This is a genomic window from Flavobacterium glycogeni (assembly GCF_048286775.1).
In the GTDB taxonomy this organism is placed as follows: Bacteria; Bacteroidota; Bacteroidia; order Flavobacteriales; family Flavobacteriaceae; genus Flavobacterium.
The window spans coordinates 1-21488 of record NZ_JBLVPV010000020.1 but is presented as its reverse complement, the minus strand read 5'-3'; the positions used below and the strand labels follow the sequence as shown (position 1 = coordinate 21488).

At 35.2% G+C, this 21488-nt stretch carries 19 protein-coding genes; 4 read left to right on the top strand and 15 right to left on the bottom strand.

From position 1 onward, the window contains the following. Positions 1 to 9: 9 nt before the first annotated feature. The 15 genes from nuoL to aspS all read right to left on the bottom strand — a co-directional run bounded on the left by nuoL (position 10) and on the right by aspS (position 13430). Complete coding sequence (nuoL, locus tag ACNQGX_RS14125; RefSeq protein ID WP_417977276.1) at positions 10 to 1893, bottom strand: NADH-quinone oxidoreductase subunit L; 1884 nt, start codon at positions 1891 to 1893, stop codon at positions 10 to 12. Positions 1894 to 1899: 6 nt separating this feature from the next. Beyond that, complete coding sequence (nuoK, locus tag ACNQGX_RS14120) at positions 1900 to 2220, bottom strand: NADH-quinone oxidoreductase subunit NuoK (RefSeq protein ID WP_066079401.1); 321 nt, start codon at positions 2218 to 2220, stop codon at positions 1900 to 1902. A gap of 1 nt (position 2221) precedes the next feature. After that, positions 2222 to 2734 carry an NADH-quinone oxidoreductase subunit J family protein gene (locus ACNQGX_RS14115; protein WP_417977274.1) on the bottom strand — a complete coding sequence of 171 codons (513 nt, stop codon included), beginning with the start codon at positions 2732 to 2734 and terminating at the stop codon, positions 2222 to 2224. After that, positions 2734 to 3279 (bottom strand): NuoI/complex I 23 kDa subunit family protein, encoded by a 546-nt coding sequence (locus ACNQGX_RS14110; protein ID WP_417977272.1) that lies wholly within the window; start codon positions 3277 to 3279, stop codon positions 2734 to 2736. The genes ACNQGX_RS14115 and ACNQGX_RS14110 overlap by 1 nt, the downstream gene beginning before the upstream one ends. A gap of 131 nt (positions 3280 to 3410) precedes the next feature. Continuing rightward, positions 3411 to 3932, bottom strand: a complete 522-nt coding sequence (locus tag ACNQGX_RS14105) for an ORF6N domain-containing protein (RefSeq protein ID WP_417977270.1) — start codon at positions 3930 to 3932, stop codon at positions 3411 to 3413. A 201-nt stretch (positions 3933 to 4133) separates the two neighbouring features. Beyond that, complete coding sequence (gene nuoH / locus ACNQGX_RS14100; RefSeq protein WP_131915651.1) at positions 4134 to 5186, bottom strand: NADH-quinone oxidoreductase subunit NuoH; 1053 nt, start codon at positions 5184 to 5186, stop codon at positions 4134 to 4136. Then, a complete protein-coding gene (locus tag ACNQGX_RS14095; RefSeq protein WP_417977268.1) occupies positions 5179 to 6228 on the bottom strand; it encodes an NADH-quinone oxidoreductase subunit G in 1050 nt (349 codons plus the stop codon). The genes nuoH and ACNQGX_RS14095 overlap by 8 nt, the downstream gene beginning before the upstream one ends. An 18-nt stretch (positions 6229 to 6246) precedes the next feature. Next, a complete protein-coding gene (nuoF, locus tag ACNQGX_RS14090) occupies positions 6247 to 7614 on the bottom strand; it encodes an NADH-quinone oxidoreductase subunit NuoF (RefSeq protein ID WP_417977267.1) in 1368 nt (455 codons plus the stop codon). 1 nt (position 7615) lies between these two features. Then, positions 7616 to 8146 carry a complex I 24 kDa subunit family protein gene (locus ACNQGX_RS14085; protein ID WP_196852689.1) on the bottom strand — a complete coding sequence of 177 codons (531 nt, stop codon included), beginning with the start codon at positions 8144 to 8146 and terminating at the stop codon, positions 7616 to 7618. Between the two features lie 86 nt (positions 8147 to 8232). Then, positions 8233 to 9471 carry an NADH-quinone oxidoreductase subunit D gene (locus ACNQGX_RS14080; protein ID WP_417977265.1) on the bottom strand — a complete coding sequence of 413 codons (1239 nt, stop codon included), beginning with the start codon at positions 9469 to 9471 and terminating at the stop codon, positions 8233 to 8235. A gap of 37 nt (positions 9472 to 9508) precedes the next feature. After that, positions 9509 to 10030: an NADH-quinone oxidoreductase subunit C gene (locus ACNQGX_RS14075; RefSeq protein WP_039110431.1), complete on the bottom strand. Its 522-nt coding sequence runs from the start codon at positions 10028 to 10030 to the stop codon at positions 9509 to 9511. Positions 10031 to 10033: 3 nt separating this feature from the next. Next, complete coding sequence (locus ACNQGX_RS14070; protein WP_417977263.1) at positions 10034 to 10582, bottom strand: NADH-quinone oxidoreductase subunit B; 549 nt, start codon at positions 10580 to 10582, stop codon at positions 10034 to 10036. Positions 10583 to 10692: 110 nt separating this feature from the next. Then, the gene (locus tag ACNQGX_RS14065) at positions 10693 to 11058 is read right to left on the bottom strand and encodes an NADH-quinone oxidoreductase subunit A (RefSeq protein WP_091172430.1); all 366 of its coding nucleotides are present in this window, start codon (positions 11056 to 11058) and stop codon (positions 10693 to 10695) included. Between the two features lie 299 nt (positions 11059 to 11357). Then, positions 11358 to 11552 carry a cold-shock protein gene (locus tag ACNQGX_RS14060; RefSeq protein WP_007137066.1) on the bottom strand — a complete coding sequence of 65 codons (195 nt, stop codon included), beginning with the start codon at positions 11550 to 11552 and terminating at the stop codon, positions 11358 to 11360. Between the two features lie 132 nt (positions 11553 to 11684). Continuing rightward, the gene (aspS, locus tag ACNQGX_RS14055; protein WP_417977261.1) at positions 11685 to 13430 is read right to left on the bottom strand and encodes an aspartate--tRNA ligase; all 1746 of its coding nucleotides are present in this window, start codon (positions 13428 to 13430) and stop codon (positions 11685 to 11687) included. Between the two features lie 150 nt (positions 13431 to 13580). Between aspS and ACNQGX_RS14050 the strand changes: the two genes are divergently transcribed. The 4 genes from ACNQGX_RS14050 to ACNQGX_RS14035 all read left to right on the top strand — a co-directional run bounded on the left by ACNQGX_RS14050 (position 13581) and on the right by ACNQGX_RS14035 (position 20904). Next, on the top strand, positions 13581 to 14579 hold the full coding sequence (locus tag ACNQGX_RS14050) for a TlpA family protein disulfide reductase (RefSeq protein ID WP_417977260.1): 999 nt from the start codon (positions 13581 to 13583) through the stop codon (positions 14577 to 14579). Between the two features lie 173 nt (positions 14580 to 14752). After that, entirely contained in the window at positions 14753 to 15100 is a 348-nt protein-coding gene (locus ACNQGX_RS14045; protein WP_417977258.1) for a toxin-antitoxin system YwqK family antitoxin, read from the top strand. Positions 15101 to 16044: 944 nt separating this feature from the next. After that, a complete protein-coding gene (locus ACNQGX_RS14040; protein ID WP_417977256.1) occupies positions 16045 to 19206 on the top strand; it encodes a SusC/RagA family TonB-linked outer membrane protein in 3162 nt (1053 codons plus the stop codon). A 21-nt stretch (positions 19207 to 19227) separates the two neighbouring features. Next, positions 19228 to 20904 carry a RagB/SusD family nutrient uptake outer membrane protein gene (locus tag ACNQGX_RS14035; protein ID WP_417977254.1) on the top strand — a complete coding sequence of 559 codons (1677 nt, stop codon included), beginning with the start codon at positions 19228 to 19230 and terminating at the stop codon, positions 20902 to 20904. The last annotated feature ends 584 nt before the right edge of the window (positions 20905 to 21488 follow it).

Below are 21488 nucleotides of genomic sequence, written 5' to 3'. Positions count from 1 at the left end.
GATATATGATTATTGAGCTAAAAATAAATAAGAAACAATGGCACAAAGCCCTAATACGAAAGCAAAAAGATAAAGACCAATGCTCCCATTTTGTATTTTCTTTCCTTGGTAACTTATTTCGTTGGTAACTTTTCCGAATCCAAAAACTAAAGCTGATAGACCTGTTTCTATAGTATCTCTGAAAAAACGAGACAAGAAATTAATTGGTTTAACAAAAATAGCGTCATAAAATTCATCAACATAATATTTATTGTAAAGCACTTTTGAAAATCCTGTGATTTCAGCATCTTCAGTCGGAACTTCATTTTGTTTGATGTATTTGACGTAAGCAATACCAATTCCTACTAATCCGCCCACAACGGCAATAGCCATCAAGATATATTCAGTAGTTCCTAAATGGTGTTCAGCGTTTGCTAATTTTGGTAAAATAGGAGTCAAATATCCATTCAACCAACTGTTTCCTGGCAAACTGATCAAACCACCGATAGTAGCCAAAATTGCTAAAACAATCAAAGGAATGGTAATCAAAGAAGGACTTTCGTGCAAATGGTGTTTTTGTTCTGCTGTTCCTCTAAATTCTTGGAAGAACGTTAAGAACATCAAACGGAACATATAAAAAGCAGTCATTATAGAGGCAATCGAAGCCACAACCCATAACGGAATATTATGATGGAAAGCCACTAATAGAATTTCGTCTTTCGAGAAAAACCCAGAGAATAATGGAACTCCAGAAATTGCTAAAGAAGCAATAAGCATTGTTATAAACGTAATTGGCATCGCTTTTTTCAAACCACCCATATTGCGCATGTCTTGTTCTCCGTGCAAAGCATGAATTACAGAACCCGAACCCAAGAACAAACAAGCCTTGAAGAAAGCATGTGTGATTACGTGGAAAACGGCTACTTCATAAGCACCCAATCCCAAAGCCAAGAACATCAATCCCAATTGAGAAACGGTAGAGTAAGCCAATACTTTCTTGATATCATTTTGAACCAATCCTATCGTAGCAGCTACCAAAGCAGTAACAGCTCCAACAATTGCGATTATAGATTGAACGCTTGGAACCAAATCAAACAAGAAATTTAATCTTGTAATCATAAATATACCAGCGGTAACCATCGTTGCAGCGTGAATCAAGGCCGAAACAGGAGTTGGCCCAGCCATTGCATCCGGTAACCAAGTATACAATGGAATTTGAGCCGATTTACCACAAGCTCCAATAAACAGTGCTAAAGCAGCAACCGCAACCCAAAAGTCATTGTAGTCTGGCGCAGTAGTTATAGCTGTTTTTAATGTTGTAAAATCAACCGTTGAAAATAAAGATCCGAGGATAAAAATCCCAATCAATAATCCTAAATCACCGATTCTGTTCATGATGAATGCTTTCTTAGCTGCATCATTAAATTCTTGGTTTTTATGCCAAAATCCAATTAACAGATACGAACAAAGACCAACGCCTTCCCAACCTATGAACATCACTAATAAGTTACTTCCTATTACTAAGGTAATCATGAAAAATATAAACAGATTTAAATATGCAAAAAACTTGTGCATATTTTCATCATCGTGCATGTAACTGATCGAATACAAATGAATCAATGATCCAATTCCGGTTACAAAAAGCAACCATAAAACGGACAATTGGTCTAATTGAAATCCAAAATCAACTTTGAAATTACTGATTTGAATCCAGTCAAAAAGAGCAATTCGAATGCCTTCCGGTTGTGCAGCTATTCCACTGAAGAAATAAACAGTTGCAATAAAAGAAACCACAACTGACAAGGTTCCTAATATTCCTGAAAGTGATTTTCCCAGACTTTTACCAAAGAAAACATTGATTAAAAATCCTAAAAAAGGAGCAAGAACTAAAACTAAAGCTATATTGGTATTCATTTCCATTTATCCTTTTAAGTTTTTTAAATTATCGATAGTAATTGAACCTAAATTTCTAAAAATAGAAACTAGAATTGCCAATCCTACCGCAACTTCTGCCGCAGCAACAGCCATCGAGAAGAACACAAAAACTTGTCCTTGCGCATCTTGATGATAGGTTGAAAATGCTACAAACAATAAGTTTACTGCATTCAGCATAATTTCAATTGACATAAATACGATAATGGCATTTCGTCTGTACAACACTCCGAAAACTCCAATACAAAAAAGTATTACGCTTAGGAATATATAATTTTCAATACCAATGTGGTTTAAAATATTGTTCATCTTATTTTTGCAATTTTTCTTTTTTAGACAATAACACAGTTCCAATCATAGCAACCAAAAGTAATATAGAGGCAAATTCAAACGGAACCATATATTCATTCAGCAGTATTTTACCCAATACTTTTATAGATTGATAATCCTCGCCGGTAGTTACATATTCTCCAACAATAGGTTTTGAATTGATGAAAATGGCAAGCAAAACCAAACAGATCAAGCAAAAAGAAACAATAGCTCCTAATCGAGTGATTCTAGGTCGGTGCACTTCTCTTTCCTCATTTAAATTCATCAACATGATGGTGAATAAAAACAAAATCATAATCGCTCCAGAATACACAATAATGTGGACTATCGCCAAAAATTGAGAATTCAATAATAGATAATGACCCGCAATCGAAAAGAAACAAATCACTAAATAAATAGCGCTGTGAATCGGATTTTTGCTAAAAATTGTCAAAAATGCGGTTGCTAATGTGATAGCAGCCAATACGCAAAAAATTATAAGTATCGTAGACATTAGTTAGCGTTTTTAAGTTGAGCGTTTTTCATTGCCATTTCCAGAGGCATGACCAATTTGTCTTTTCCAAAGATAAAATCTTCTCTCTCATAGCTGGAAGGAACCAAAACTTTAGAAGTTGTCAGGTAAATGGCGTCTTTAGGACAAGCCTCTTCACACAATCCACAAAAAATACAACGCAACATATTAATTTCATATATCGACGCATATTTTTCTTCTCTGTACAAATGTTTTTCGTCTGCTCTGCGTTCTTCAGCCTTCATCGTAATCGCTTCTGCAGGACAAGACAAAGCACATAAACCACAAGCCGTACAATTCTCACGACCTTCCTCATCACGCTTCAACATGTGCTGACCGCGATAAACTGAACTTCTTTCACGTACTTGTTCCGGATATTGAATCGTTACTTTTCTTTTAAACAAATGCTGAATCGTAATTATCAAACCTTTGACAATCGCAACAAGATACATTCTTTCCCAAAAAGTCATCTCCTTGTTAGAGACTTGCTTTTTTCTTCCCGATAAGGATATACTTTCTATTGACATTTTTTATTTTTATTTGAAGCTTAATCCTGCTATTCGCTATATCTTTTATTTTTTAAAGAAAAAAAATAAAAGGATGCCGCTACTATCAGGGCTAGGGCATTTCGGTATTATTAATGTTTCTTTTTTAAATTCTAATTTTTGTAACCAATTTTATTCCTTTCTATTTTATTGTCTTGTTTTTCCATCAACTCATCCAAATAAGTAAAAACCAATTCAATATTTTTATCGTGATTTACCAATTTCTTCTTTATTTCTTCAATGTCTAGTTTTGCACTTAAATTATCGGTTAGAAATTCTCTCAAACTTACAAATATCTCTATTATTTTGATACTCATTTGAGTTGCTCTTTCACTTTTCACAACATTAGACAACTGCAATATTCCATGTTCAGTAAATACATAAGGTAGCGAACCTCCTAAAACTTGTCTTGAAGGTATCGCATTTTGCGATACCATTAAATCAACTTCTATTTCATTCAATTGAAACATGAAATGCGATGGGAATTTGTCAATATTTCTACTAACCTGCTCCCTTAGCCTTCTAGGTGTTACAACATAAAGCTCAGCCAAATCACGATCCAACATAACTTTTTGATTTCTAACAAAATAAATTTTATTAGTTATTATTTCGTCTGGAATAATAATTTTGTCCATACATTAACCTTTTTTGTTAAGGTGTCACATTTTGTTACACCTATATCTTTGTTTTTGATAAAATGGCACAAAGTGAAGCAATCAGTATCTAATATTTTTAACACTTAGCTTTAAAACTTACTATTCTTATAAAATCCATTTCTTAAGGTGTCGCAATTTGCGACACCTTAAGTTTTTTCTTACTCTATCTGATCTTAAATTCTAAAATCCTAAATAAGTTGCAATTTCGCTTCTCAAAATTACAATTCCGGTAATCATAATATTGATAATGGATAATGGAATCAAAATTCTCCATCCCAAATGCATCAATTGATCGTATCTGAATCTTGGAATGGTCCAACGAACCCACATATAGAAAAAGATGAATCCACACAATTTGATAAACAAAGCACCAAATCCTATAACATTTGCAATATTTACACCCCAATTTTCTACTGCCCAACTCATTCCAGGATAATTATAACCTCCAAAGAATAAAACCGCTAAAATCGTAGAAGAAATAAACATATTAGCATATTCAGCAAATAAATAGAATCCCATTTTCATCGATGAATATTCCGTGTGATAACCTCCAATTAATTCCGTTTCGCATTCCGCTAAATCAAAAGGTGTTCTATTGGTTTCTGCAAAAGCACAAATTAAGAATATAATAAAAGATAACGGTTGGTAAAACACATTCCAATTCATTCCTGCTTGTTGTGCCGAGATCTCTCTTAAACTCAACGTTCCGGTCATCATCAACAAAGCAATCAGCGAAAGTCCCATGGCAACTTCATAAGATACCATTTGCGAAGCAGCACGAACGGCGCCCATCAAAGAGAACTTATTATTCGATGCCCAACCACCAATCATGATTCCGTAAACACCCACTGAAACAACTCCAATAAAGTATAACAATCCAATGTTTAAATCAGTTGCCTGCAATAGAATATCTCTTCCAAACAAATGCAGCCTGTCTCCCCAAGGAATTACGGCGCTCGTCATCAAAGCGGTACTCATAGCAATTGCCGGACCTACAAAAAACAAAAATCTGTTTGGAGTGTTTGGCTCAAATTCTTCTTTCGAGAATAATTTTAAACCATCGGCAAGCGGTTGAAACAATCCAAAAGGACCTGCTCTGTTTGGTCCAACACGATCTTGAAGCCAAGCGGCAACTTTTCGTTCAGCCCACGTGGAATACATTGCCATTAACATTGTCAAAGCAAAAACCGCAACAATAATGACACTTTTTTCTATGATAATAGTACTATCCATTATTACCCAAGCTTTTTTGATTAATAATGTCTTCTTCAGTCAATGGAATTTCGACCATGCTTATTTTCTTACGGTCTTCTTCTCTACCTAAAAGGATATGATCTTCGGTAGCGATTTCCACTTTTTGTAATTTTCTGTTGTATTTGTTTTGGTTGATAACCGAATCTTTTTCGAATGCTCTCGGTCCTTCAATAGTCCAATCTGCAATGTCTTTGTGGTCAAAACGACATCCATTACAAATAAATTCATCTACTTCATGGTACTCATCTTTTCTTCCGGTAACGCGTTGGATTTCGTCACCAAACATCCAAACGGTAGTTTTTCCGGAACAAGTAGGGCAATTTCTGTGTGCATTATAAGGCTTGCTGAACCAAACTCTTGATTTAAATCTAAAAGTTTTATCAGTCAATGCGCCTACCGGACAAACATCAATCATATTTCCGGAGAACTCATTATCAACCGCTTTTGAGATACAAGTCGATATATTAGAATGATCTCCTCTATCCATTACTCCGTGAACACGATCGTCAGTCAATTGATCTGCAACCATTACACAACGGTAACAAAGAATACAACGGTTCATGTGTAATTGAATATTTGGACCAATGTTTTCTGGCTCAAATGTTCTTTTTTCTTCTATAAAGCGAGTTTCTGATTTCCCGTGCTCAAAGCTTAAATTTTGCAAATCACATTCTCCTGCTTGATCACAAACCGGACAATCTAAAGGGTGATTGATCAATAAAAATTCTGTTACTGATTTTCTGGCTTCGGTTACTCTTGGTGAAGATTTACTGTTCACTTCCATTCCGTCCATACAACCTGTTACACAAGATGCCATTAATTTAGGCATTGGTCTTGGATCAGCTTCACTTCCTTTTGCAACTTCCACTAAACAACAACGGCATTTTCCACCGCTTCCTTTTAGTTTAGAATAATAGCACATCGCTGGCGGAACTACTTCTCCACCTATCATACGTGCTGCCTGCAGGATTGTTGTTCCTGGTTCTACTTCTATGCTTTGACCGTCTATGGTTACTTTCATTTTCTGAAATTCTTGACTTTATACGATTACTTTAGAAACTAAATGCTTTACTTTTTCAAAAGGTTCCGCAACAAAATGATCTCTATTTTTTATTTTTTCCGGGAAACGAATATGGTATTCAAACTCCTCTCTAAAATGACGAATGGCTGCTGCCACTGGCCAAGCTGCTGCGTCACCTAATGGACAAATTGTATTTCCTTCAATTTTACTCTGAATACTCAACAGCAAATCGATATCTTCTTCACGACCGTGACCATTTTCTATTCGGTGTAATACTTTTTCCATCCAGCCTGTTCCTTCACGACATGGTGAACATTGTCCACAGCTTTCATGGTGGTAAAAACGAGAGAAGTTCCAAGTATTACGAACGATACAAGACGTATCATTGTAAACAATAAATCCACCGGATCCCAACATAGAACCCGTTGCAAATCCACCGTCACTTAACGATTCGTATGACATCAAACGATCTTCACCGTTTGCCGTTTTATAAATTAAATGGGCTGGTAAAACGGGAACAGAACTTCCTCCCGGTACAAATGCTTTCAAAGGTCTGTCAGAACTCATTCCTCCTAAATATTCATCAGAATTCATGAATTCGTAAACACTCAGACCCAATTCGATTTCATAAACACCCGGGTTTTTGATATGCCCCGAAGCCGAAATTAATTTGGTTCCAGTAGAACGTCCAATACCGATTTTGGCATATTCCGCACCCGAATTGTTCACAATCCACGGCACAGCGGCAATAGTTTCTACGTTATTTACAACCGTTGGATTTGCCCAAAGTCCTGAAATAGCAGGAAATGGTGGTTTGATACGAGGATTTCCTCTTTTTCCTTCCAATGATTCAATCAATGCAGTTTCTTCACCACAAATGTAAGCTCCGGCACCACAATGAACGTAAAGTTCTAAATCATACCCTGAACCTAATATATTTTTACCCAAAAATCCGGCAGCTTTTGCTTCGTTAATGGCTCTTTCCAATATTTTATAAACCCACATGTATTCTCCACGAATGTAGATGTACGAAAGGTTTGCACCCAAAGCATAACTGGAAGTAATCATTCCTTCGATCAATAAATGAGGAATAAATTCCATCAAATAACGATCCTTGAAAGTTCCTGGTTCTGATTCATCCGCATTACAAACTAAATGTCTTGGTTTTCCTGATTTTTTATCAATAAAACTCCATTTCATTCCGGCAGGGAAACCCGCTCCACCACGACCACGTAATCCTGAAGTTTTTACTTCTTCGACCACTTCGTCTGGCGTTAATGTTTTTATGGCTTTTTCTACTGAAGCATAACCCCCGTTTTGACGGTATACTTCGTAGGTTTTAATTCCTGGGATATTTATTTTGTCTAATAATATTTTTTGTGACATATTATTTATCGTGTAATATTATTGTATCGTTTTTGCAATCTTCAATTAACTGGTCGATTTTTGCTGCCGTCAAATGTTCTTTGTAAAAATCGCCTAATTGCATCATTGGAGCGTAACCACAAGCACCTAAACATTCAACGCCTCTAACTTCGAAGAGACCGTCTGGAGTAGGCTCACCCACTTTTACACCTAATTTTTCACAGGTATAATCCATTAAATCCTCCACTCCATTCAAACAACAAGGAGAAGTTTGACAAAATTCGAACATGTATTTTCCAATAGGCCTTTGGTTGTACATCGTATAAAACGATACTACTTCGTAAACTTCAATTGGTTTAATCAAAAGGATTTCGGCTACTTTATTCATTAATTCAATACTCAACCAATTCTCGTGAGCATCTTGAACTTCATGCAAAACAGGCAATAATGCCGATTTTCTTTTGTCTTCAGGATAATGACTAATCAATTCATTGATGCGGGACATCAATGCTTCGGTCATATTTATTTCTTGTTTGTGATACGTACGTTCCATTTTTTATTATTTCAAATTTTGAATTCTAAATTTGAAATGTTTTTTGACTTTCATTCCTAATTTATAATTCATCATTTATAATTTTATTAAGCGTCTAACTCTCCGGCAATAACATTTAAACTTGACAAAATAACAATTGCATCCGATAGTAATGAACCTTTAATCATTTCTGGATACGCTTGGTAGTAAATAAAACAAGGTCTGCGAAAATGCAATCTATAAGGAGTTCGACTTCCGTCAGTAACCAAATAAAAACCTAGCTCTCCATTTCCACCTTCAACAGGATGGTATATTTCGGCAACTGGAACAGGAACTTCTCCCATAACAATTTTGAAATGGTAAATCAACGATTCCATACTCGTGTAAACATCTTCTTTTGGTGGAAGGTAATAATCCGGAACATCAGCATGGAAGTCATTTCCTTCCGGCATTTTTGCTAAAGCCTGACGAATAATACTCAAACTCTCCCAAACTTCTGCATTACGAACGCAAAAACGATCGTACGTATCACCCGATTTTCCAACCGGAATAATAAAATCAAAATCTTCGTAAGAAGAATACGGTTGCGCTACACGAACATCATAATCAACACCTGCAGCACGTAAATTTGGACCTGTAAATCCGTAAGCCATCGCTTGTTCAGCTGTTATGGCTCCAACATTTACAGTTCTGTCAATAAAAATTCTATTTCTTTCGAATAAATTTTCAAATTCTTTCCAAGCAGCTGGAAAATCTGCTAAAAAAACATCTAATTTTCTAAAAGCTTCTGGTGACCAATCTCTTTCGAAACCACCAATTCTTCCCATATTAGTAGTCAAACGCGCTCCACAAATTTCTTCGTAGATTTCATAGACTTTTTCTCTAAATTGGAACACATATAAAAATCCGGTATACGCTCCGGTATCCACACCAAGGATTGAATTACAGATAATGTGATCCGTGATTCTTGCCAATTCCATTACAATAACTCTTAAATATTGCGCTCTTTTAGGAACTTCAATATCCAACAATTTTTCTAATGTCATCCACCAACCCATATTGTTTATAGGCGACGAACAGTAGTTCATTCTATCAGTAAGAGGTGTGATTTGGTAAAAAGGACGGTTTTCAGCGATTTTTTCGAAAGCTCTGTGAATGTAACCAATGGTTGGTTCCGCTTCCAGAATTCTTTCTCCATCCATCAACAAGATATTTTGAAAAATACCGTGTGTAGCTGGGTGAGTAGGTCCTAAATTTAGAATTGAAAGCTCACTTCCATCTTCGTTTAGTTGGGCTGCAATTCTTTTAGCATAGCGATGCTCTGGTGGTAATAATAGTTCTGACATTTATTTAATGTGAAAAATTATAATAGTGTGTGTGTTTTTAATAATTGTCGGTTGTTCTTCCAAAGAAACGGTCATCTTTGTCCGTTCTTCCGCTATCTTCCATTGGAAATTCTTTTCGCATTGGAAAAGAAATCATTTCATCCATATTTAAAATACGTTTCAATTGTGGATGACCAATGAAGTTTATTCCATAAAAATCAAACGTTTCTCTTTCCATCCAGTTAGAACTTAAGAAAATGTTTGATATCGTTTTTATTTCTGGGTTTTCACCGTTGATAAATGCCTTGATTTTAATCCTTTTGTTTTCGTACCAATTGTGCAGATGATAAACAACAGCAAATTGATGATCAACATCATTGTCAGGATAGTGAATCCCACATAAATCAGTCAAAAAATGAAAACGCAATGTTGGGTCATTTTTCAAAAAAAGAATCACTGCCGTAATTTTATCAGCAGCTACTTCAAATGAAAATATATCTTTTTCCTGCTTGAATTCAAAAACAGCCGAATCAAATGTTTCGACTAATTTTTCTTGGATTTGTATCGTTTCTAGCGCCATTATTTATTTGATATTATAAGAAGCTAATAATTCTTGATATTCTGGAGAACTTCTTCGTCTTACCGATTCCGTTTTAACCAATTCTTGCAATTTCATAACCCCATCAACAATTTGTTCTGGTCTTGGTGGACAACCCGGAACATAAACGTCAACCGGAATTACTTTGTCAATACCTTGTAAAACAGAATAGGTGTCAAAAACCCCGCCCGAACAAGCACAAGCACCAACAGCGATTACCCAACGAGGCTCTGACATCTGTTCGTATACCTGACGTAAGATTGGTGCCATTTTTTTTGAAATTGTTCCCATTACCATTAACATATCCGCTTGACGTGGAGAAAAACTCACGCGCTCAGAACCAAAACGCGCTAAATCATAATGCGAAGCCATCGTTGCCATAAATTCAATCCCACAACATGAAGTTGCAAAAGGCAAAGGCCACAATGAATTTGCACGAGCCAATCCCACAACATCATTCAGTTTTGTAGCGAAGAAACCTTCACCAACAACACCTTCTGGAGGGGTAACCATATTTATACTTGAATTACTCATTTTTATAAAAGTTATGAGTTATGAGTTATGAGTTCATAACTTAAATTTAAAATCAATTTTATATTTTCAATTCCAAAACCTTCTAATTCCCCCTTCGGGGGTTAGGAGGCTTATTCCCACTCTAAAGCTTTCTTTTTGATAATATAAAAGAAACCAACCAAAAGCAACATCATAAAAATCACCATTTTAACCATTCCTTCCATTCCTAATTCTTTGAAATTGATTGCCCATGGATACAAGAAAATTACCTCAACGTCAAACAAGACAAACAAGATGGCAACAAGAAAATATTTAACTGAAAATGGAATTCTCGCATTTCCAACAGATTCAATACCACATTCGAAGTTCTTATCTTTGATTTCAGATGATCTTTTAGGGCCTAATTTTCCTGAAACTAATATAGTTCCCACAACAAATCCTACAGCTAGGATAAACTGCATTAAAATTGGGATATAATTTAATTGATCGGATTGCATAGTATCGTTTTTTTTGAATAAAAATAAGCCACAAAGATAACTTTCAAATTATTAAATAACAATAAAAATTCAAAAATACATCGCAACTACAACGTTGTAAATTTACAATTTTTATTAATTATAAATAAGGAAAGATTTTTATCTTAAGATGTGTTTAACGTTTATAAAATTCAACAATCTTAAAAAGCAAGGTTCATTTATTTCGAAAGTGACAAAAATTTTGAATAAAAAAAAACGTTCCGAAATAAATCGGAACGTTTTTAAACATTCGTAGGCAAAAAAAATTAATTTTTTTATGCTTAGATCACTGCTACTTTCGCAGCAACTTTTCCTTTTCTTCCTTCTTCTTCTTCATAGCTAACTCTGTCACCTTCGCGTAATTCTTCCGCGTTGATTCCTGATGCATGAACAAAAATGTCTTTTCCTGTTTCTTCGTCTGTAATGAATCCGTAACCTTTAGATTCATTGAAAAATTTAACTGTACCTGTACGCATTGTAATAGTAATAATAATTTATAATGAGGCAAATGTAATATTTAATATAATACGAAAGACATTCTTCTCTTTTTATTTTGTAAAAATATTGATATTCAACGTTTTCTAACTAATTTGCACCGTAAATTACAATCAAACTAATTTTATATGCAACTCTTTCAATTGCGACTCATCAATTGTAGACGGCGCATCAATCATAACATCTCTCCCTGAATTATTTTTTGGAAAAGCAATGAAGTCACGAATCGTTTCCTGACCACCAAGAATTGCTACTAATCGATCCAATCCAAAAGCCAATCCTCCATGTGGTGGCGCTCCAAACTGGAATGCATCCATCAAGAATCCGAACTGCGCCTTAGCTTCTTCTTCGGTGAAACCTAAATATTTAAACATTAATTGCTGAGTCGCTTTATCGTGAATACGAATCGATCCACCACCAATTTCATTTCCATTCAAAACCATATCATACGCATTAGCACGAACTTTTCCTGGATTCGTTTCCAATAAGTGCATGTCTTCTGGTTTAGGAGATGTAAAAGGGTGATGCATGGCATGGTAACGACCACTTTCCTCATCGAATTCCAACAAAGGAAAATCAACCACCCAAAGCGGCGCAAATTCAGCTGGATTTCTCAACCCTAATCGTGTTGCTAATTCCATACGCAACGCACTTAACTGCGTACGCGTTTTGTCAGCTGGACCAGAAAGCACAAAAATCATATCGCCTGGCTGAGCACCTGTAGTTTTTGCCCAAGCACTTAAATCATCTTGATCGTAGAATTTATCTACTGATGATTTATAAGTCCCGTCTTCATTGCATTTTACATACACCATTCCTGATGCACCCACTTGAGGACGCTTAACCCAGTCAATTAACCCATCAATTTCCTTACGAGTATAGTTTCCAACTCCCGGAACGGCAATTCCAACAACTAATTCCGCAGCATTGAAAACTGGGAAATCTTTGTGTTGTGCAAATTGGTTCAACTCGCCAAACTCCATTCCGAAACGAATGTCCGGTTTGTCATTTCCGTAGGTTTTCATAGCATATTCGTAGGTAATTCTTGGAAATTTATCTACTTCGATGCCTTTTATTTCTTTCAACAAATGTCTTGTCAATCCTTCAAAAACATTCAAAATATCTTCTTGTTCCACGAAAGCCATTTCACAATCGATTTGTGTAAATTCCGGTTGTCTGTCTGCACGTAAATCTTCATCACGGAAACATTTCACGATTTGGAAGTATTTATCCATTCCACCTACCATCAATAATTGCTTGAAAGTTTGTGGCGATTGTGGTAACGCATAAAATTGCCCTTCATTCATTCGAGAAGGAACAACAAAATCTCTGGCACCTTCTGGAGTAGATTTTATTAAATAAGGCGTTTCCACTTCACAAAAATCTAAATCCGAAAGGTATTTACGCACTTCCATTGCCACTTTATGACGAAACATCAAACTGTTTTTTACCGGATTTCTTCTAATGTCAAGATAACGGTATTTCATTCTGATGTCTTCTCCACCGTCCGTTTCATCTTCAATAGTGAAAGGAGGCGTAAGCGAAGCGTTAAGAATAGTAAGTTGAGTAACTAAAATTTCTATCTCACCAGTTGCAATGTTTTTATTTTTGGCTTCACGCTCAATAACAGTTCCTTTTACCTGAATTACAAATTCACGACCAAGTGTTTTTGCCAGTTCAAAAACTGATTTTTCTGAACGACCTTCGTCAAAAATCAATTGCGTAATTCCATAACGGTCGCGTAAATCAACCCAGTTCATAAATCCCTTATCACGTGATTTTTGAACCCATCCCGCAAGTGTAACTTCTGTATTAATATGTGAGGCATTCAACTCACCACAATTATGACTTCTATACATGATCCAAATTTTAGACTGCAAAAGTAAAAACAAATATTGTATTAAACCCTAAAACCAAGAAACTTCAACGAAAATTAAATTATTGTTAATCTTTTAAAAATCATTAATTAAATAATTAAGTTTGACTAACACAATCTAACCTCATCACTTATGAAAAAATTAGTACTTATTGCCATTCTATTTGCCGCTACGTTTTACAGTTACGGGCAAGGTCCAAATTACGTTTCTTTTAATGCCGAAATAGCCAACAGAAACGGAGATTCAATTTATATCAGAGACAACAAAAAAGTGATTCGAAAAATCCAAGTCAACAAAGAAGGCGTTTTTAAAGACACCTTAAACATAAAAGACGGCTTATATCTAATGTTTGACGGGGTTGAATACACCAGCTTGTATCTTAAAAACGGATATGATTTAAAGCTAAAAATGGATGCGAAACAATTTGACGAGTCCATTGTATATTCAGGAAAAGGAGCTGTAGAGAACAATTTTTTGGCTCAAAACACCATGTCGGAAAGCAAATTTAATTACGATGAAATGCTATCGTCTAATGAAGAAACGTTCAATAAATTAATTGCCGAGAAAAACAAAGCTGATTTGGCAAAACTAGAAACCAACAAAATGGATCCTAATTTTGTTGCTCTTCAAAAGAAAGATATTGAGAATAATTTAGCTGGTTTGACTAAATATTACAAACAAGGTCTAGCGAACAATAAATTAAACAATTCCGTTTCTCCTTCGTTTGACTATGCTAATTACAAGGGTGGAAAAACGAAGCTGGAAGACTTTAAAGGAAAATACGTATATATAGACGTTTGGGCAACCTGGTGTGGACCTTGTCGTGCCGAAATCCCTTTCTTGAAAAAAGTTGAAGAAAAATACCATGATAAAAACATTGCTTTTGTGAGCATTTCTATTGACAAATTAAAAGATCTCGAAAAATGGAAAACCATGATAAAAGAAAAAGAGTTAGGCGGTGTTCAGGTTTTTGCGGATAATGATTGGAATTCTCAATTTGTTAAAGACTTTAATATCACCGGAATCCCTAGATTTATTTTGATAGATCCGAATGGAAAAGTTGTAAAAGCAGATGCAGCCAGACCTTCGTCACCAAAACTACAAGAAGAACTGGATGTTCTTTTAAACTAAGTTTGATAAAACTAAAACAAATGAACCAATGTGAAAGCATTGGTTTTTTTATGTTTGAGTATTTCCAATGTTAAGCTTTTGTCTAATGTTACTAAATTGTTAACTAAAAGTTTTTTTAATGTAAATTATTTTCTAAATTTGATAAGAAAATGTAATTAATTAAAACTAACGATATGAAAAAGTATGTAATTTTAGTGACGCTATTGTTCTCTGGGATTCTTTTTGCACAAGTAGGAAAACCAAAATTAGAAATTATTGGCCAACAAGTTAAGGCTGTTTACTATTTTGAAGATGGTAAGATACAGCAAGAAGGTTTCTTTAAAAATGGCAAACTGGAAGGAACTTGGACTTCATATGACACAAATGGAAATAAACAATCTATTGGCAATTATGAAAATGGTACTAAAACTGGAAAATGGTTTTTCTGGAATGGAAGTAATTTGAGCGAAGTAGATTTTTCTAACAGTAGAATTGCATCGGTGAAAACTTGGAAAGAAGATAGTTTAGTCAACAGAGACTAGAAAAACTCAATTAAAACATTAAAAAAGCTTTCAATACTTCTGAAAGCTTTTTTTATACCTATTAAACAAAACAGCCGTAAATTTTATTCTTTCAATACCATTATCTGTTTAAATCTTCAAAACATCTACTCCCAATATACAATCCATACTAATTCCGTCCATCAGAAATCAAAAAAAGCCAAATCAGGATAAAGATCATCTAAGCTAGAATAGCATTGCTACTTGATAAGACAATCAATTTGATATAATGGTTGAGCAATGGTAGACAAAAAGTGCGCTTTAATTATTAGGCATTTGTTGTAACGATAATTAACAAACACTCCCTTTTAACAAAGCATTATAAATATTTTTCTAGAAATTCTTACAAAATACGAAAAAGGATAATAATTCAGATAAGTTTAATCATACACAAACCAACAATCTAATTACCGGTAGGGTCTTACAAACTAAGTTATATCTGATAAGTACTTAGATTTATCATACCATAATGTTGATACTTTTATCTTCAATTTTCAATTTTAGAAGTTTTCTGTTATTATTAAAATAGCAACAATAAACATCAACTTCAACGTCGTTTCTTCTTTTTAGTTCTGCTATTAAATATAAAACAATAACTCTTGACCATTAAAATTTTAATAAAACTTATTTAATGATGCTTTCTCCTTTAGCCAATTTAACCCTTCAATTATCATTTTGTTTTTCGATATTCATTTAAATTTAATTGATTTTTTACACAAGTCATAAAAAAACTGGTAGGTACCGGTGTGTTCCTTAAAAAGACGTTTGTATTTTTGAATATTATATTTATTTGTTATCCATAAAAAAAGCCAGCAGATGTTACAAGCATTGCTGGCTAGTTCCTTAAAAAAGAAACAGTGATTGGAAAAACAGATAAATAGACCAAGCAAGGAAAATTTATTATTAACCAAAACCATCACAAAAGTATGAAATTATTTATTAAAAATGAGCCAAGAAATCATCGGCTTAACTCTAAAACTTGGAGAGTTGTCAAACTAACCTCCGGATTATTATTAGCGCTGACTTTGCAAGTTTCGGCAGCAGCAACCTCTAAAACGGTTATTTCCTCTAAAACCTATTTATTACAAGATAAAAAAATAGTCAAAGGCAAGGTTGTGGATGAAAAAGGGCTTCCTATACCAGGGGTTAACATACTTCTCAAAGGAACTAAAGTTAGCACACAGACCGATTTCAACGGTAGTTTTACAATCGAAGTACCAAATAACAGTGCGAAATTAGTTGTTTCCTATATTGGTATGGAGTCACAAGAAGTCACTATTGGAAACTCTCCGCTAACTATTGTCTTAAAAGAGACCGGTCAAAAATTAGAAGAAGTGGTTGTGGTCGCTTATGGAACACAAAAGAAAGTGAATCTTTCTGGCGCAGTAAATACGGTTAGCACCAAAACACTGATTAATCGTCCCGTAACCTCTTTAACTAATGCATTGCAAGGTACCGTCCCCGGTGTGAATATCCTTTCACGACCTGGAGATGTTGGAAATGACATGGGATCTATTAACATTAGAGGCAGGGGGAATCTTGGTTCTTCAGAAGCTTTATACGTAGTGGATGGTGTACCTGTGAGTGCCAATGATTTTGCAAGAATTAATCCAAACGATGTTGAAAGTATCTCTATATTGAAAGACGCATCAGCTTCCTCTATTTATGGTTCCCGTGCTGCTTATGGCGTTATCCTTGTTACCACTAAAAAAGGAAAAGAAGGAAAAATGACAGTAAATTATAATACCTACTATGCGGTTCAATCAGCTACGGTATTACCAAATTGGCTTGGGGCGTATGATTATGCCACATTGCGCAATGAAGCCGCTACAAATGCTGGCAAAGCATTACCTTATACTGCCGCTAATTTACAAACAATAAAAGACCAGTCTGATCCGGATCGTTTTCCTGACACCGATTGGTACAGTCTTGTTTTAAGAGATTCTGCCCCAATGTCAGAACATCAAATAAGCATTTCTGGTGGAGGTGATACCCGTTATTTCTTGAGCGGATCAATCTTTGATCAAAATTCACTTCTTCCCGGTAAAGACCTTAAACGCTATTCTTTCCGTGCCAATACAGAATCAAAAGTAACAGATAAGTTTAAAGTTGGGACGAATATCTCATTTATCCGTGATGCCTTCGACAATAAAAAAGGTAATATAAGCTTTGTATCACTTAATAGAATGGTGCCCTTAATGGTGAATAAACAAACTAATGGTAATTGGGGAAGCATGAATGGCGGTAGAATTGACGGGACTTTAGCCAAAGACAATCCACTGCGCAAACTAGAAGAAGGGGGTAGAAATGATTCTAATGCAAATAGATTTCTGGGTTCTGTAAATGCTACTTTTTCACCAATAAAAGGATTTGATATTAACGGACTGTTGTCATACAACTATTTCAATGGCTTTAACAGCTCTTTTATTAATGAGATGGCTCCAATACTAAATTTCAATACAGGAAACCCGATTAGTGGTACCGGTATCAGCCCAAATAGCCATAATGAACGCTGGAGTAATTCTGGTAGTTTATTGGCACAGGTAACTGCCAGCTATGAAAAGAACATTGGCAACCACTATGGTAAACTTTTAGCAGGAACCTCCCATGAAGATAACAGAAGCAGATCTATAGATATTACCCGTAAATCATTTGTAACCAATGGTTTAAATTCAACAAATGCCGGTTCAACCGATCCTTTAAACACATCAATAAATCCTGATGAGACAAAATTTAATGAAAATGCCTATCAATCCTTTTTTGGTCGTTTTAATTACGCTTATGACAATAAATATTTGTTTGAATCCAGTTTAAGAGCTGACTATTCATCTAAATTTTCAGGAGGACATCGCTTAGGTACTTTCCCTTCGGTTTCAGGAGCATGGCGTATCTCTCAGGAAAATTTTATGCAATCCGTTGACTGGATTTCGGAATTAAAAATACGAGCTTCCTGGGGTAAATTAGGTAACACCGGTAATGTAGGTAATTACGATTTTTACGATGGATTAAAGACTGGTGTTGGCGCAATTTTGGATGAAGGTAAACAGGACGGGGTTTTTCCAGGGAAATTAGCTAATCCAAATCTTACATGGGAAAAAATTGACATGACTAATGTTGGATTGGATGTTAGTTTATGGAATAATAAATTAAACGTACAGGTAGATGCTTTCGACAGAATGACCAATGGAATATTATTGGTTAATCCATCATTACCGGATGAAGCAGGTTTAGATGACAAATTAAGTCCCTCAGTAAATTTAGCCAAAGTGCAAAACAAAGGAATTGAATTATCATTGACACATAACAATCACATAGGTGATTTTAATTTTTCAGTAGGTGGAAATTTCAGCAGAATCTGGAACAAAGTGGTAGATCTTGGCGATCAAGGCGATCAAATTAATGATCCTTGGATAAACCGTGTTGGTGAACCTATTGGTTCTTTTTATATGTGGGAAGCTGAAGGCTTGTTTGGAACTGCAGCAGATGTAGCAGCACATGCTTTACAATCAACTGCTACAAAAGCCGGAGACATCAAATATAAAGACCAGAATGGCGATAATGTTATTGATGGAGACGACCGTGTAGTTCTAGGCTCAGATGTACCTTATATTACCTATGGTATAAATATCACAGCCAATTACAAGGATTTCGACTTTGCCATAATGGGACAAGGTGTTAGTGATATAAAGGTATATCTTGATGCCGAAGCTTCACAGGCATTTTTTAATGGCGCCGGTGCTAAAGACAATGTACTGGATCGATGGACTATCGCGAATCCTAACCCAAATGCATCCTATCCACGTATATTGAGCTCTGCCGATAACACGCAAAACCTTAAAAAATCCAGTTTTTGGTTATATGATGCTGCTTATTTCAGAATCAAAACCATATCATTGGGTTACAATCTTCCTAAGAGTTTGACCTCAAAAATCAACGTTCAAGGAATCCGAATATATGCTTCCAGTAATAACCCATTTACTATAAGAGCAGATAAGAGATTGAAAGATTTTGACCCTGAAACTTCTTCTGCAAGAGCTTCTTACCCACAACTTAAATCTTATTCTTTTGGATTGAACGTTTCTCTTTAATAACCCTTTAATTAAAATTTCATGAAATATATATCATATAAAATAGTCGCTATTTTAGCAATAACTGCCCTCAGTGGATGCAGTGAAGATTCACTTGACAGGTTACCACAAGATCAAATATCAAGTGCCACATTCTGGACATCAGAAAAGGAAGCCCGTTTGACCTTGACCGGATGCTACGCCTATTTAGAAGGTAGTTATTATAATATCTATAATGATGCATCTTCAGACAATGCCTATTGTCAATATCCTTGGGAAGGCACTGCCACTTCGATAAGTGCAGGAGACATTGATGCCACATTAGATCAAGGGTATAAATCTCGTTATACCGCCATTCGTCAATTTAATTATTTTTTGGATAATGTGGGGAAAACACCCATGAACGAAGATTTGAAAAAGAGATTTATTGCTGAAGCCAGAGTTTTAAGAGCAACCACCTATTTTGAATTAGCAAGATATTTTGGATCTGTGCCTCTAATCAAAAACTCTTATGCTGACCCTTTAGAAACAGCTATAGTACCAACACCTGAAGCAGATGTAATTGCATTTGTTTTATCCGAATTAACAAGTGTAGCAGATCAGTTGCCAGCTAATTATGCCGGTGGAACAAATAATGAAACGGGTAGAATTACTACTGGCGCTGCATGGGCAATTAAAACAAGAGTAGAATTACACTATGGTAAATGGAGCGAAGCTGTGGCAAGTGCCCAGCATGTGATGGGAATGGGATACCAGTTATTCAGGGTTACTACTCTAGCTGCCAATGACACAAAAGATGATTATTCAAATTTTGTAACTTTTGCGAATGCTGCCGAAAAGGATAAATTCTATAAAGGATTAGCCAGTTATGAACAACAATTTTGGGCTGCAAATGAAAATAATAAAGAAACTATTTTGGCTTCCCAAAACATAAACAATTCTTCTTATGAATACGGAAATGGATTACAAACCTTGCTCCCCCCATCAGATTTGGGTGGTTGGAGTTCCATTACCCCAACTGTTGACTTAGTAAATGCATACTGGGATAAAAACGGAAATAGTTTCACTCCGCCTACCCCTGCACAACGAGCTACAAATTATAATAACGGCACACCTAACGCAGCTTATTATGATGAGTTTAAAAACAGAGATACCCGTTTATACGCCAGCATTTTATTCCCATCAAACCCTTGGGATCGCTTTAATGCAGGGTATGTATTCGAATGGGGTAAAGGAGGTAATAATAACAGCAAAACAGGTTACAACTTCAGAAAATTGATTGACCCTGCTTATGCATCGGCTGAATGGGATGGCGCACAGGATTTTCAAATTATACGTTACGCCGAAATTTTACTTTCCTATGCTGAAGCTAAAAATGAAGCTTCTGGTCCTGACGCATCTATTTATAATGCATTAAACGACATTAGAGACCGTGCAGGAATGCCTGCAATTGATCAGACTGTATACAACACCAAAGACAAACTACGTCAATTGATACATAATGAAAGACGTATTGAATTAGCGGGTGAAGGACAGCGTTTTCAGGATATTCGCCGTTGGAATATTGCCAGTAATGTAATGAAAGACACCCGTGACATTACCAATAGCCTAGCACAGGAACGCAAATGGGAATCTAGATTTGTTAAAATGCCTTATCCTCAAAGTGCAATCGACCACAATCCAAATTTAAAAGACGCACAAGCTGCAAAAGGATATTAAATCAGAAGCATTACTATTGTAATACAACTGATTATAAGGCTAATGAATTTTGATTAGTTTTTTTAAGTACCATCGGATTTATTTCTGATGGTACTTTTTTTTAAGAATAACATCGCAAATTTTCACACTATTTTTAATCCACTAAACTGTAATCAACACTATCATGAAAGTAAAAATTATCCTAATTGTTTTTTTTACAACAAACACTTTTTACCCAAAAATGAATGTACAATCTGCTGTTTCGTTGCCATTATATTAGCGAATGAGCAATGGTGAAGGAGGAGGTTAATTTGGATATGAAACACCATTAAAAAAGCAGCAAAAACGGCATTACGACCATTTCGACAGATTTTGAAGCGATGGGGAAATTTTAGTTCAAATGATTTGAAAACAAAAAAAGAACAGATAGAAAACAAGGGATCAAGAACAAAACCTGGGGAGAAATAATTATAAAATCAGATATTTGTAAAAAAAACAGAATAAAGTTGGAATCGTATATAGAATTATTAAAATTAATACTGCCAGAATTTTTGATTGAGAATTTTGAATTAAATTCATTCAAAAATACAAAAGAAAATCTACAT